Here is a 13,452-nt window from a genome sequence, read left to right on the forward strand (position 1 = left end):
TCTGTCGTTCCAGGCTGCCGTGGTCAGCGGTCCGGCGACGACGACCGAGGTCGCGCGGCTGCCGGTGGACGTGCGGTGGACCGTGGACACGTTCGGCGGGCACGTCGCGTTCACGACGCCGACCAGGCCGTCCACGTCCGGGCGGTCACTGTGCCGACCAGCCCGATCGGCCTGGCCGACAGCCACACGGCCACCGGGACGAACGTGGCACGCCCCCACACCGACAACGGCGCCCCCGAGGTACTCACCCGCAGCGCGACCGCGATCTACGGCCACGAAGGGTTCGCCAAGGACCACAGCCCGGGCCTGAGCTGGTCCGCGGCCTCCGGCTGGAGGGCCGCCGACACCGTCGTCCCCATGGACGACAAGACGGGCGACCGCTGCAAAGCCGTCGTCGTCCGCGTCACCCCGGGCGATCTGATCCGCCACAACGGCACCTGCGACGGCATGCCCGGCCCGGCCTCCCCCAAGGTGACGTTCGCCACCGGCTTCGACAGCTTCGACACCGTGCTGACCACGGGCGATCTCACGGGCGAGGGCCGCGCCGACATCCTGGGGGAGGGCCTCACCCTCATCGGCGCCGGCGACATGACCGGCGCCGGCCACGGCGACCTCATGGTCCGCGACTCCGGCGGCGAACTCCGGCGCTACAACGGCACCGGGCGCGGCACCGTCAGAAGCAGGGCCCTCGTCCTCAAGGACTGGGGCGCGGGCCGCAACGCCATCGTCGGCGCGGGCGACCTCAACGGCGACGGCAAGAACGACCTGATCTCCCGCGACACCTCCGACCGCCTCCTGCGCAACCTCGGCAACGGAACGGGCTCCTTCGGCCGCACGGTCGAGGTCGGCTCCGGCCGGCAGGACTACCGCTCCCTCCACTGACCCCCGCCCGCCCTCCCCCCACAAGGCGACACCACCCGACTCCCGCCCCAATGATCGGATACCCGATCGGCTCCCGGGTTCGCTCCGGCTATGCTCGGGTGTGATGTCGCCGAGGGCCGTTAGCTCAATTGGCAGAGCAGCGGACTTTTAATCCGTTGGTTGTGGGTTCGAGTCCCACACGGCCTACCCTCCAGCCCCAGGTCAGAGCACATCTGGCCTGGGGCTCACCGCTTTTCAGGGCACCGGAGAGGCGCCTGCTGGCCCGCTGCCGGCCCGATAGGTAAACGATCACGACGCAGAAGAGCCCCGGCCTGTCCGCGACGGGGGCGCGGGCAGACCGGGGCGGTCTCGGGGGTCAGGGGCAGGCCCATACCTCGGTGTCGAGGACGTGGGCGCCAGCGTGGCCGCGTGCCCATCCGGCGTGGACGGCTCCGGTGGTGAGCGGTTGGCCGCAGGCGTAGCAGTCGTAGCCCTGGTACGCGCGCCAGCTCAGGTCTTCTACGGGCGGGATCGGCACGTCCCGGCACGCCGGGACCGAGCGGGGCAGGGGCTCCATCAGCGGCTGTGCCCGTGGCCCCCGGACGGGGCCGCCGGAAGCACGGGCGTTCCGGTGTCCCGGCAGCGGAGACAGACACAGGGTGGGTACGACAACGACGCTGGGACCACCGTGGGATCGCCGTCACCGCCGAACTCCGCCGTTGGCCGCACCGTCCGCCGCTGCCCGTCGCGGCTCACCCGGTACACCTTGATCGTCATCACCGGTCGTCCCCCAGCCGAGTCGTCGGATCGCGTCCCAGGACCGTAGGAAGCGGGCATCCCGGACCGCCACAAAGTTGCACCGGATTACAGGGGAGTTGGTCCCTCCAGGTCATGACGACGATGCGCCCTTGACCCGTGTCGCTCCAGCCGTGACGGTGGATGCAATCCCCTGCAATCGGCTAGCGCTTGGAGGTCAGCCGCTGTGACCATACGGTTCGTCGGGATCGATCCCGACACAGACGAGGACGGATGCCCAACGGTGTGGGTGGACACAGCCGCCGAGGACTTGCTGATCCAGAGCTACCGGGCAGACGACGCGTCCACCGCCGAGTGCCACACGCTGTCGCCCGCCAAGGCCCCCATCCCTCCCGGCGAGACGGTCATCAGGATCCCCAAGCGCATGGTGCCGATCATCAGGAAGGCGTGCGATGAACTCGATCCCGGAATTCGCTGACCTCCTCGCCGACACCCGGCGGTCAGCGGTCCACCTGGAGATGCGGGACAGCTACTACAGCAACCCTCGCTTCGAAGCGTGGCAGCAGGGCCACCGCGTCGACTGGGAGGACACGGCGTCATGGTGGCGTCCGTTCCACCAGCAGATCGCCGACGCCGTCGCCCGCGGTGTCGCCGTGCGCCGGGCCCGGGTCGTCTCCGAGCCGGTGACCGAATACATCCGCTGGGAGCACTACCAGACCCACGCCAACGCAGCGGCCGGGGAACAGGTGCGCTGGCTCCCACGGCAACGGACGGACCTGCTCCTGCCGGCCAACGACTTCTGGGTCTTCGACAACCGCCGGGTCCGCATCCACCACTTCTCCGGTGACGGCGAGTGGAGGGGCAAGGAACTGCGGGAAGACCCGGCAGCGGTCGAGTTGCATACTGCCGCGTTCGAGCAGGTCTGGAGCCTCGCCATCCCGCACGAGAAGTACGAGATCCAGTAGCGCCATGTCCCGCTTTCCGACGTCGAGCGTGCACGAGGCGCGCGCAGCTCTCGCGGGGCGCCTGCGGGAGCTGCGGCAGGACGCCGGGATCACGGGGAAGGAACTGGCCCGGCGCTGCGGATGGTCCGTGGCCAAGTCGTCCCGGATCGAGAACGCGCGCACGGCTCCTTCCGATGAGGATGTCCGGGCTTGGTGCCGGGCGTGCGGAGCCACCGGTCAGGCCCCGGACCTCATAGCGGCGAACCGCCAGGCCGACTCCATGTACGTGCAGTGGAAGCGCCTCCAGCGCACGGGAATGCGGCACCTCCAGGAGGCGTCGGCGTCCCGGTACGAGAGCACCCGCCTGTTCCGCGTGTACGCCTCGCACGTGGTACCGGGGTATCTCCAGACCCCCGGCTACGCGTCGGCTCTCATGGGGACCATCGCGGGATTCAGAGGCACCCCCGACGATGTCAGCGAGGCGGTCGACGCGCGGATGCGCCGCTCGCGGGTGGTCCACGAGGGGGACCATCGCTTCGCGACACTGGTGGAGGAGAAGGTCCTGCACCACCGCGTCGGGGACACCGAGGTGATGGCGGGGCAGCTGGGCGCGTTGCTGGCGTCCATGGGCCTGCCGTCCATATCGCTGGGCGTCATCCCCTCTGCCGCGCCCCGGGAGCGGGTGATGTGGCCCATCGAGCAGTTCACGGTCTTCGACGACGCCCGCGTCCATGTGGAGCTGCTCGCCGCGCGGGTGACGGTCACGGCCCCCAGTGAGCTGGACATCTATCTGCGTGCATTCACCAGGCTCACGGAGCTGGCGGTGTACGGGCAGGAGGCGCGCGGGCTGATCGTGAAGGCGATCGACGCACTGAACTGACGGAACCGTTGCCGTCTGAGCAACGGTTGCCCTTACGGCCCGGCCGGGCCCGGACTGGTAGATCACCGTGCCAGCCCCGGCGGCCAGGCCCGTGAACGACGAAACCGCCCCCGCCCCCGCGTGATGAGGGTAGGGACGGTGTCGTGGTCGGAGTCAGGTCAGCCTTGCGCAGCCGGAGATCACGCCGTTCTTGACGTTGCAGACCCGGAATCGGACGCTGTTCGAGTCCACGGAAGTGACGTTGTAGTGAGTCCCCCACCAGGGTGCGACTTCCCAGCCGAAGTTCTGCCAGGCGCCTGAACGCCACAGCTTCCCTGACCACTGGATCACACCTGAGTCGATCCAACTGGCGCAGTTGGTCTGCTCCCACACATTGCCGTACCCCGAGATGTCCGAGTTCGGGAGGCCTGCATGTGACCCATCAGGAGTGATGTCTATGTGTACAAATCCGCCCCAGCAGTTGCCGTAGCTGACCGCCTGGAGGTAGTCCAGGGCACCGGTCTCGCCCGCGCTCGCGGGCGCCTGGCTGATGCCAACGGTGAGGGCCGCCGCGGCAAGCGCGCCGGCGACGCGTGTTCGTGTTCGTGTTCGTGTTCGTCCGAGCATGAGTTCTCCTGAAACAGAGGGGAGATTGCCGGAACATCAGGGTGCTGGCACAGCGCCACCGGACTCCATGGATACCCGTGCACAGTCATGGGAGATGGATGCACGAAAGCCCCCCGCCCGGACCTCACGAAGGGGCCGGACAGGGGGCGGGAGTAAGAGGGGAGGGTCAGCGGCCGGGGGTACAGCGACGCACCCAGAGCGCACACGGCCGTGACCGCAGCCACCGACGGCAACGGCCACAGCTGGTGCTCCAGCGCATCGAGCCGCGACTCGTGGTCGTCGAGCTTCCGGTCCGTCTGGTCTCCGTGCTGCACCAGCAGAGCGAGCGACCCGTCCACCCGGGCGAGCCCCGTCTCCAGCGTGCCCTGACTCCCGCCAACAAGGCGGTACGTGCCGCTGTGAGCGTTGCTTCCCCCTCCTGACATGGTTCACGGACAGGGGCACCGAGGGCGGATGGGCCCGGGTTCGCCGGATGGGGCATGGTGGATCGTCCGACCGGCTCGGTCCCGTAACCCGGACTCCTGAAGGTGTAGAGGCATGAAACGGCTCATCGCACGTATCTGGCACCTGATGCGCGGTTCGGTCCAGTGGCGGGTGCTGTGGCTGGCGCACGCGAAGTTCATGGTCGGGGTCACCGGGGTGGTGCGGGACGAGCGGGGGCGGGTACTTCTGCTGCGGCACCGGATGTGGGCCGCGGGACGGCAGTGGGGGCTTCCCACCGGATACGCGGTCAAGGGCGAGGAACTTCCCCGCACGGTGGTCCGGGAGGTCAAGGAGGAGACCGGGCTCGATGTGGAGACCGGTGAGCTGGTGCGGCTCACCAGCGGCTACCGGCTCCGGGTGGAGGTGGCCTACGAGGCGCGGCTCGTCGGCGGGACCCTCGACATCGACCCGTTCGAGATCCTGGAGGCGCGGTGGTGCGAGCCGGACGACCTGCCGGAAGGAGTGCAGGAGTCCCATCTGAGTCTGATCCGCCGCCCGCAGAGCTGACCGGGACGGCCGACGGCGGAGACAGACGGCAGGGGGCCTGCGACCGGTGGGAAGAGCCCGGGACCGGTGAGAAGTGGGTGGCCCCCCAGGGCCGTGGCTTCCGGTCGGCGTTCGTGATGCGGTGATAGTACGTGCCATGTACTACGCAGTACGTACTATCAAGTATGCGCACCCAAGACGCCCAGACCCTTGTCCTGTCCGCCCTCGCCGACGGCCCCTTGCACGGCTACGCCGTCAACACCGCCATCGAGAAGCTGTCCGGCCGCCGCCTCGGAGCGGGGAGTCTGTACGGGGCCCTCGCGAGGCTGGAGGACAAGCGGCTGGTGGAGCCGTTGGAGGGGCAGGGGCGGCGGCGGCCGTTCCGGCTGACGGATCTGGGACGGGGCGTACTGGAGCGGAAGGCGCGGTCCATGGCCAGGGTGAGCGGCCATGTCTTCGAAGCCACGACGCCGGACGAGATCCGGTACCTCGACCGGGTGGCGGCGAGCACCGCGGCCAGTTCGTACAAGCACGTCATGCTGCACACCCTCGGCCTCCGGGCCGGTCAGTCGGTGGCCGACCTGGGGTGCGGGCCCGGAACGGATCTGGAATCCCTGGCGCGGGCGGTCACCCCGTCCGGCGCGGTCATCGGCGTCGACCTCAGCGAGGAGATGGTCGACCGGGCGCGCCGGCGTACATCAGGCCTGTCCGCCGTGGACGTACGGAAGGGCGACCTCCACCGGCTTCCCCTGGCCGACCGGAGCGTCGACCGGGCACGTACCGACCGGGTGCTCCAGCATGTCGAGGACCCGGGCCGGGCCCTCGCGGAGGCCCGGCGCGTGCTGCGCCCCGGCGGGCGGCTCGTCATGGGGGAGCCGGACTGGGACTCGCTGGCGATCGACGGCCCCGACCTCGACATCGCGCGCGCCTACACCCGGCACATCACCGACCGGATCGTCCGCAACGGGGTCATCGGGCGGCAACTGCCCCGGCTCGCAGAGGAAGCCGGGTTCACGGTCACCTCGGTCGTCCCGGTGACCTCGGTCTTCCGCGAGGTGGGCGCCGCCGACGACATCCTCGGCCTCCAGCGGAACACCGAACGCGCCGTCGCGGCCGGGTATCTGCCCGCCGACGCGGCACAGCCGTGGCTCGACCACCTCGCCGAGGAACCCTTCTTCGCCGCCGTGACGCTGTACGTCGTGGTCGCGGAGACGCCCCAGACGACCGAGTTCACAGGGACTGTAGAGGTCACAGAGGCCACAGAGGTTGCAGTGGTCAGCGAGAGCGACGGAAGCACCGGGAAGTGAGCGGGTGCTGAGGACTCCGCCCTCCGGGGACATCGCGGACACGCCGTACGGGTGAACAGGCGGGGGCAGGCCGTACGGGTGAACAGGCGGGGGCGGGCGGACAGCCTGACACACGGACGGACGCGCGGGCCGAGTCATCACCGCGCCGGGCGCCCCGGGGCCGGGGGTCTTCCGGCATCCGGTGCACGCCGGCGCGGGACGGAGGGGCGCCTGGTCCGGGACGTACGGACGCGGGGATCCCGGCGCATCGGACAGCCGTGTCCCGGGTGTCGGGGCCGAGCAGGGTGGCCCGGTCCGGCCCACCCCTCCGGGGACGGCCCCGAACGGCCCCTTCCGGCGGAGAAGACCGGCCCGACCCCCTTTCTTCCGGAGAAGACACCGGTCCGGTTTCCCGCGGAGAAGACACCGGTCCGGGCCCCTCCCGGTGGAAGGGGCCCGGGCGCGCGGCTACGGCGCGGGCTCGTAGGTGACCTCGTGATCGGCGCAGCCGACGGCGAGGGCGAACAGCCGGTCCTGCTCGTTCTCGTCGACCGACAGACCCCAGCGGAGCTTGGTCGCGGTCCATTCGGTGAGGTACCGGCAGAGGGCGTCCGGCGACGGCGGCAGCCAGTCGGCGGGGTCCTGGTCGGCCTTCTGGCGGTTGGAGCGCGCGGTGACGGCGACGAGCGAGGCGGGCGCTCCCTGGTCGTTGGCGTACGCCTCCCGGCGCGCGGCCGTCCAGGCGTACGCGCCCGAGTCCCATGCCTCGGCCAGCGGGACCATGTGGTCGATGTCCAGGGCACCGGCCGGCGTCACGACCTGGTCGTCGTAGTACGACCACCAGGAACCGCCGGTCAGCGCGCATCTGGCGCCCACAGCCGGTGCCTCGACGGCCTCCGCGATCAGGACCTCGGCCCGGGTGTTGCAGCCGTCGCGCGGGTCGAGGCCGGCGTTCCAGTGCCTGAACGATTCGCGCTCGTAGCCTTCTCTGTTCTCCAGGGCGACCGACAGCCGGCTCACCGCGATGACGAGTGGCAGCGTCTCGGCAGCGCGAGCGGTGCGGACCGCCGGAACGGCCTGCGGCACCAGAGCGGTCGAGGGCGTCGCAGGCGTCGCGGTCTCCGCGGCCGTCACAGCCGCGGGGGCCGGCGGGGCCGTGGAAGCCGCATGGGCGACGGGCGTTGTGGTGAGAGCGAGGGGCAGAAACGTGAGGACCGCGGCCGTGGTGGCGCGCGTCAGGTTCTTGATCACGTCAACTTGAGTACGTGCGCATCACCCTCACGAGGGGAACTGAACCGAACAACTGCGCCACTTGGGCGTGCGAGTTCACCGTAGAAACGTTTCCCCGTGTGCGTTCGCGCGCCTGGGTCGTACGCCCCGGGGCGCACCCGCCCGCGCACCCACCACTGAGCGCCCCCACCGCCTCCGTACCACGCCCACCACCCTGTGGGCGCCCGGCCCGGCCCGCGCCCGGCGCATGCCCCGGACTCCGACCGGCGCCGTGGGCCCGGTCCGGTCCGCTCCCGTTCGCCGTCCCTCCGTCCCTCCGTCCCCCACGTTCCCCGCCCGCCCCGCGACCGACCTTGCGGCGGCCCGGGACCGACCTCAGCGGCGGCCCGGGACCGACCTCGCCGCGGGCCGCGACCACCCGCCGCCCGTGACCACCCGTCCCCCGGAACCGTTGTCCCCGACATGAACAAGACACAGCGCATCCTCGCCGCGGTCGTCCTCGCCGCCGGGGCCTCCGCCATGACCGTCACCGGGGCGAACGCCGCGGGCCACGCCTCCGGGCAGCCGGGCACCGGGTCCGGGCAGTCGGCCGCCGACCGGACGGCCGCCGAGGCGACCTCCCTCAGCCAGCTGAACAAGCTCAAGGAACTCAACCAGCTCAACCAGCTGATGGAGGTGCCCAACCGGCTCGCCCCGCTCACCGACCCCGTCACCCAGGTCGCGGGCGCGATCCAGTAGCGGTCCCCGCCGCTTTCCGCCCTTCCCGGTACCGCGCCCGGGCCGAAGGGCGTCCCGTGCGCCCGGCCCGCCCGCCGAAAGCCCACCGGCCCCGCCCGCCCGGACCTGCCCACCGGCCCCGCCCACCGGCCCCGCCCGCCGAAAGCCCGCCGAAAGCCCTCCGAAAGTCCTCCGGCCGCCCCGCCGGAGGCCCCTCGGCGCCACCGTCCCGCCCTGCCGGAAGCCCTCGGCCCCGCCCGGCCCCGCCCGCCGAAAAAAGTCGCTGAAAAAAGTCGCGGAAATTCTCGCGAGGCATGTCGAGAACCCGGAGCCGGCTCCGACGTCCCCTGTGAGAGTTGCCCGGGAGAGGGCAACCCACCATCGAGGGAGTGACGTCATGAAGTATCTGGTGATGGTCCAGGGCAGCCAGGCGGGCTACGCGGCCATGGCGGGCAAGGCCTCCCCGGGCAACCCCGCCTGGAGCGAGAAGGAACTCCAGGAGATGTTCGCGTTCATGGGGGCCGTCAACAACGACCTCGCAGAGTCCGGCGAGCTGGTCGACGCCAACGGGCTCGCCGACCCCGCCGAGACCCGTTTCGTCCTGGCGGGCAAGGACGGGCGGCCGGTCGTCACGGACGGCCCCTACAGCGAGACCAAGGAAGTGATCGCCGGTTACTGGGTGCTCGACTGCGCGAGCCTGGACCGGGTCACGGAGATCGCCGCGAGGGTCGTCACCTGTCCGGTTCCCGAGGGCTCCGTCCCCAGCCCGGTCGTCATCCGCGCCATCCCGCAAGCGCCCGCCGGCGACTGACCGGACCGGTCCTCCCCTGGAGGACCGACCGCGACGGCCGACCGCGACGGCCGACCGCGACGGCCGACCGCGACGGCCGACCGGAACCGGATGGCCGGAGGACGTCGGTGAGGTGTGTGTGGCGCCCGGGTGTGGTACCCACGTCTGAATGAACCGCACGACCACGATCGAGGACCTGCTGCGCCACCACGCGCCGCAGGTCCTCGGTGCGCTGGTGCGGCGTTACGGGCACTTCGGCCTCGCCGAGGACTCCGTACAGGAGGCACTGCTCGCCGCCGCCGAACAGTGGCCCGCCAGCGGAATCCCCGACAATCCGCGCGGCTGGCTGATCAGGGTCGCCTCGCGCAGACTGACGGATCTGCTGCGCGGTGAGGAGGCGCGGCGGCGGCGCGAGGAGACCGCCGCGAGCCTCGCCCCGCGTGACGCGTTCACCGCGCCGCCGCCCGGTGAGAGCCGTGCACCGTCCGAGGACGACACCCTCACGCTGCTCTTTCTCTGCTGCCACCCCGATCTCAGCCCCGCCGCGCAGATCGCGCTGACGCTGCGCGTGGTCGGCGGGCTGACCACCGCCGAGATCGCCCGTGCGCACCTGGTGCCGGAGGCGACGATGGCCCAGCGGATCAGCCGGGCCAAGCAGAAGGTCAGGGGAGTGCCGTTTCAGCCGCCGCGGCCCGAGGACCGTGATCAGCGGCTGGCCGCCGTGCTCCAGATCCTCTATCTGATCTTCAACGAGGGCTATACGGCCACATCGGGCACCGCGCTGCACCGCTCCGACCTGGCCCGGGAGGCGATCCGGCTGACCCGTGCGGTGCGGCGGCTGCTGCCGCGCGAGGGTTCGGTCACCGGGCTGCTGGCGCTGATGCTGCTCACGGAGGCGCGCAGTGCCGCCCGCTCCGGGGCACAGGGCGAGCTGATCCCGCTCGACGAACAGGACCGCACCCGCTGGGACCACAAGGCCATCGAGGAGGGCATCGCCCTGGTGGAGAAGGCCCTCGGGCAGGGACCCGCCGGGCCGTATCAGCTCCAGGCGGCGATCGCGGCCCTCCACGACGAGGCGGAGCGCCCCGAGGACACCGACTGGCCGCAGATTCTCGCGCTGTACGACCTGCTCGTACGTCTGGCCCCGGAACCGATGGCCGAGCTGGGGCGGGCCGTGGCCGTCGCGATGGTACGCGGGCCCGAGGCCGGGCTCGCCGAGGTCGCCGGACTGGAGGACCGGCTCGCGGGCCACCACCGGCTCGACTCGGTCCGCGCGCATCTGCTGGAGCGGTCCGGCGACACACAGGGCGCACGCGATGCCTACCGCCGTGCCGCGGAGCGTACGCTCAGCCTGCCGGAGGAACGCTATCTCCGGGGCTGCGCGGCCCGCCTGGAGCCCTGACCCGCGGACCGATCCCCCTGATCCACGGGTCGACGCAGGAGCTGACCTGCGGGTTCACCCGCGAACCGCCTGCCGGTGGCCGACGTACGGACAGGCCTGTGAACCGCGCCCGTGTCTGCCCCCACCAGGACCCGGACCACCCCTTCCGCCCGCTCGGTCCCGGCGCTTGACCTTGACGTAACGTCAAGATCTACCGTTCAGGACATGGAGTGGTCGATCCAGGAAATCGCCCGCCGAGCCGGCACGACGAGCCGGACTCTGCGGCACTACGACGACATCGGCTTGCTGGAACCCAGCCGTGTCGGCCGTAACGGCTATCGCTACTACGGTCCGGACGCGCTGGTGCGCCTCCAGCGGATTCTGCTGCTGCGCGAGCTGGGTCTCGGGCTGTCCGCGATCGCCGAGGTGCTCGAAGGGCAGCGCGACACCACCGCCGCGCTCCGCGCCCATCTGCGGCTGCTGGAGCAGGAGCGCGAGCGCATCGGGCGGCAGATCGCCTCGGTGCGGACCACTCTCCACAAGACCGAGAAGGGGGAGGAACTCATGGCCGAGGAAGTGCTCGACGGCTTCGACCACTCGCGGTACGAGCGGGAGGTGACCGAGAGCTGGGGCCGGGAGGCGTACGAGCGGGGCGACCGCTGGTGGCGTTCGCTCGACGAGAGCCAGAGGCGCGACCACCGGGAGGAGCACGAGGCGATCGCCAGGGACTACGCCCTGGCCCTGAAGGACGGCAGGCCCGCCGACAGCGACGAGGTGCAGGCGATCACCGCCCGGATGTACGAGTGGCAGGCGGCGACGGGCGCCATCGGCGCGCTGAGCAGGGAACATTTCATCGGGCTCGGTGAGATGTACGTCGCCGACGAGCGTTTCGGCGCCAACTACGACAAGTACGGGGAGGGAACGGCCGCCTTCGTCCGGGACGCCATGACGGTCTATGGGGAGCGCCATCTCACCGACTGACCCCCGCCTCCCCGAGCCGGATTCCGGCTTTCGAGGGCCACCGCGTCGAAAATGGGAGTGGATCTTGCTCCGGATGGCGTAGGGTTGTGTTCACCGACGCGGGGTGGAGCAGCTCGGTAGCTCGCTGGGCTCATAACCCAGAGGTCGCAGGTTCAAATCCTGTCCCCGCTACTGAAAGCCGATGGCCCGGCACTCGATGGAGTGCCGGGCCATCGGCGTGTTGTCCCACGGCTTGCCCTCCCCGCCGACGTGTGCCGACGTCACACTCGTCGTCCGTCCCCCGGCGCATGGCCGATCCACGGAGCCCATGACCCTGTACGACGGCGTTGCGCACCCCCGCTCGTGCGGTGTGACAAGGCCCCGGCCCGACGGTCAGCACCTGACGGAACCCGAACCGGAACTGGAGCAGGAACCGGAATCGGAGCCAGAGCCAGAGCTACAAGCGGTAGCCCGTTCCAGACATCGACCCGGTCCAGAACCGGAACCGGAATCGGAACCGGTGGCCGGAGGTCGTGTCCGTACCCCATTCGGCCGATGGCGGCTCGCTCCCCGGCCCGGTTGGGGCGAACCTGGAGGGGGCGCGGTACCGGGCCGCTGCCGCGCGGGCGGACCGGGGAGGAGTGCACCCTTGGCGGACGTGGAGCAGCGCAGTGGATTCGGCGCCCGCCGCTTCCTCCGCGTACTGCCGGTGCTGATGATCGTCGGCGGGGTGACCCATGACCTGCTGGCGCCGGAGAACTTCACCGGCGTGCCGCTGTTCGCCGCGGCCCCGCTGGTCGCGGCCCCCTTCTTCTCCTGGACCAACACCCTGCTGACCGGGATCACGGCGTCCCTCGCGGAGCTGTCGCTGCATCTGTACGACAAGACGCTCACGCAGTCCGCCGGATACACCGAGCTGACCACCGTGGTCACCGTCTCGCTGCTCGCCTTACTGATCAACCGGGTCGTGCGCCGCAGCGGGCAGCGGCTCGCCTCGGCGCGGGTCATCGCCGAGGCCGCGCAGCGCGCCGTGCTGCCCACGCCCGCCGAGGAGATCGGCGGGCTCCAGATCGCCGCGCGGTACGAGGCCGCGCTCGCCGACGCCTTCATCGGGGGCGACCTCTACGCCGTGCAGGACACTCCGCACGGTGTGCGGCTGGTGGTGGGGGACGTACGGGGGAAGGGGCTGGGGGCCGTTGAGACGGTGGCCGTGATCATCGGCGCATTCAGGGAGGCGGCCGAGCAGGAGAGTTCGCTGGAGGGTGTGGCCGAGCGACTGGAACGAGCGCTCGTCCGTGAGGCCAAGAGGCGGGGCAGCCTGGACACGTTCGAGGGGTTCGCCACCGCCGTACTCGCGGAGATCCCACGGGGGCGGGGCGCCGTACGCCTGGTGAACAGGGGTCATCCCGAGCCGCTGATGCTGCACGGTGACGGTCTGCTGGAGGAGCTGGCGCCGCGTGAGCCCGCGCTGCCGCTCGGCATGGGCGAGCTGGGGGAGTGGCCGGACCGGGCCGAGGAGTATCCCCTGCCGGCGGGATCCACCCTGCTGATCTACACGGACGGGCTCTCCGAGGCAAGAAACGCGGCCGGGGTCTTCTACGAGCCCGGCATCCGGCTGGCCGGCCGGATTTTTCCCGGCCCGGGGGAGCTGCTGGACGCCCTGGTCGAGGATGTACGCCGGCATACGGGCGGCGGCGCCACGGACGACATGGCGATGCTGGCCCTCACCCGGGCGGGTGAACGGCAGCCGACACGCCGGAGAACGGTGTCGGTTGTCCCACAGCCGGGAGCGCCGGACGGTCTCCGGTGATGAGGGGCGGGCAACGCCTCGATGAAACTGTTCTCATCCCGGCCCCCGTACTGCGGGTAGTGAAGTACGGCCTTCTGTTCGGCATGTGATGAACCATCAGCGATGTGATGTCGGCCGAGTGGGCATCAAGTCGCCCGACTCCGGTCGCTTGTGTCCCGGTTGGTCCGGCGCCCGGTCACGAGCGATCCACCGGAACGGCTTGGAATCCGGTCCCCGTGTCTATTAACGTTCGATAACGCAGCGCGGTTGTCCCAGCCGTCGT

The 13,452-nt window shown here is 70.9% G+C and carries 15 protein-coding genes and 2 tRNA genes; 14 read left to right on the forward strand and 3 right to left on the reverse strand.

Annotation, left to right across the window (positions count from 1 at the left end):
* The first annotated feature begins 150 nt into the window (after nt 1-150).
* Nucleotides 151-882 carry an FG-GAP repeat domain-containing protein gene (locus ACIBCM_RS32840; RefSeq protein WP_399249698.1) on the forward strand — a complete coding sequence of 244 codons (732 nt, stop codon included), beginning with the start codon at nt 151-153 and terminating at the stop codon, nt 880-882.
* Between the two features lie 113 nt (nt 883-995).
* Nucleotides 996-1,068 (forward strand) — tRNA-Lys (locus tag ACIBCM_RS32845).
* Between the two features lie 169 nt (nt 1,069-1,237).
* On the opposite strand, the gene ACIBCM_RS32850 is transcribed toward ACIBCM_RS32845, so the two are convergent.
* Nucleotides 1,238-1,438: a hypothetical protein gene (locus tag ACIBCM_RS32850; protein WP_399249700.1), complete on the reverse strand. Its 201-nt coding sequence runs from the start codon at nt 1,436-1,438 to the stop codon at nt 1,238-1,240.
* A 462-nt stretch (nt 1,439-1,900) separates the two neighbouring features.
* Between ACIBCM_RS32850 and ACIBCM_RS32855 the strand changes: the two genes are divergently transcribed.
* From ACIBCM_RS32855 to ACIBCM_RS32865, 3 genes are read left to right on the forward strand one after another with little or no spacing between them, the layout of a single operon-like run.
* A complete protein-coding gene (locus ACIBCM_RS32855) occupies nt 1,901-2,095 on the forward strand; it encodes a hypothetical protein (RefSeq protein WP_399249702.1) in 195 nt (64 codons plus the stop codon).
* Nucleotides 2,070-2,582, forward strand: a complete 513-nt coding sequence (locus ACIBCM_RS32860) for a DUF6879 family protein (protein WP_399249704.1) — start codon at nt 2,070-2,072, stop codon at nt 2,580-2,582. The genes ACIBCM_RS32855 and ACIBCM_RS32860 overlap by 26 nt, the downstream gene beginning before the upstream one ends.
* Before the next feature lie 4 nt (nt 2,583-2,586).
* The gene (locus ACIBCM_RS32865; protein ID WP_399249705.1) at nt 2,587-3,441 is read left to right on the forward strand and encodes a helix-turn-helix domain-containing protein; all 855 of its coding nucleotides are present in this window, start codon (nt 2,587-2,589) and stop codon (nt 3,439-3,441) included.
* A 153-nt stretch (nt 3,442-3,594) separates the two neighbouring features.
* On the opposite strand, the gene ACIBCM_RS32870 is transcribed toward ACIBCM_RS32865, so the two are convergent.
* Complete coding sequence (locus ACIBCM_RS32870) at nt 3,595-4,047, reverse strand: hypothetical protein (RefSeq protein WP_399249707.1); 453 nt, start codon at nt 4,045-4,047, stop codon at nt 3,595-3,597.
* A 245-nt stretch (nt 4,048-4,292) separates the two neighbouring features.
* Here ACIBCM_RS32870 and ACIBCM_RS32875 point away from each other — a divergent pair, with 245 nt between their 5' ends.
* The 3 genes from ACIBCM_RS32875 to ACIBCM_RS32885 all read left to right on the forward strand — a co-directional run bounded on the left by ACIBCM_RS32875 (nt 4,293) and on the right by ACIBCM_RS32885 (nt 6,323).
* Entirely contained in the window at nt 4,293-4,469 is a 177-nt protein-coding gene (locus ACIBCM_RS32875) for a hypothetical protein (protein WP_399249709.1), read from the forward strand.
* A gap of 115 nt (nt 4,470-4,584) precedes the next feature.
* Entirely contained in the window at nt 4,585-5,037 is a 453-nt protein-coding gene (locus ACIBCM_RS32880; protein WP_399249711.1) for an NUDIX domain-containing protein, read from the forward strand.
* A 164-nt stretch (nt 5,038-5,201) separates the two neighbouring features.
* A complete protein-coding gene (locus ACIBCM_RS32885) occupies nt 5,202-6,323 on the forward strand; it encodes a methyltransferase domain-containing protein (RefSeq protein ID WP_399249713.1) in 1,122 nt (373 codons plus the stop codon).
* A gap of 447 nt (nt 6,324-6,770) precedes the next feature.
* Here the strand turns inward: ACIBCM_RS32885 and ACIBCM_RS32890 are convergent, their stop codons facing one another.
* Nucleotides 6,771-7,553 carry an HNH endonuclease family protein gene (locus ACIBCM_RS32890; protein ID WP_399249715.1) on the reverse strand — a complete coding sequence of 261 codons (783 nt, stop codon included), beginning with the start codon at nt 7,551-7,553 and terminating at the stop codon, nt 6,771-6,773.
* A gap of 441 nt (nt 7,554-7,994) precedes the next feature.
* On the opposite strand from ACIBCM_RS32890, the gene ACIBCM_RS32895 reads away from it, so the two are divergent.
* The 6 genes from ACIBCM_RS32895 to ACIBCM_RS32920 all read left to right on the forward strand — a co-directional run bounded on the left by ACIBCM_RS32895 (nt 7,995) and on the right by ACIBCM_RS32920 (nt 13,190).
* Complete coding sequence (locus tag ACIBCM_RS32895) at nt 7,995-8,270, forward strand: hypothetical protein (protein WP_399249717.1); 276 nt, start codon at nt 7,995-7,997, stop codon at nt 8,268-8,270.
* Nucleotides 8,271-8,646: 376 nt separating this feature from the next.
* Nucleotides 8,647-9,060, forward strand: a complete 414-nt coding sequence (locus ACIBCM_RS32900; protein ID WP_399249719.1) for a YciI family protein — start codon at nt 8,647-8,649, stop codon at nt 9,058-9,060.
* A gap of 148 nt (nt 9,061-9,208) precedes the next feature.
* Entirely contained in the window at nt 9,209-10,441 is a 1,233-nt protein-coding gene (locus tag ACIBCM_RS32905; protein ID WP_399249721.1) for an RNA polymerase sigma factor, read from the forward strand.
* Between the two features lie 204 nt (nt 10,442-10,645).
* Entirely contained in the window at nt 10,646-11,401 is a 756-nt protein-coding gene (locus ACIBCM_RS32910; RefSeq protein ID WP_399249723.1) for a MerR family transcriptional regulator, read from the forward strand.
* Nucleotides 11,402-11,498: 97 nt separating this feature from the next.
* Nucleotides 11,499-11,572: transfer RNA gene (locus ACIBCM_RS32915), tRNA-Met, on the forward strand.
* A gap of 457 nt (nt 11,573-12,029) precedes the next feature.
* On the forward strand, nt 12,030-13,190 hold the full coding sequence (locus ACIBCM_RS32920; RefSeq protein ID WP_399249725.1) for a PP2C family protein-serine/threonine phosphatase: 1,161 nt from the start codon (nt 12,030-12,032) through the stop codon (nt 13,188-13,190).
* The last annotated feature ends 262 nt before the right edge of the window (nt 13,191-13,452 follow it).

This window comes from Streptomyces sp. NPDC051018, assembly GCF_044456085.1.
Classification (GTDB): Bacteria; Actinomycetota; Actinomycetes; order Streptomycetales; family Streptomycetaceae; genus Streptomyces.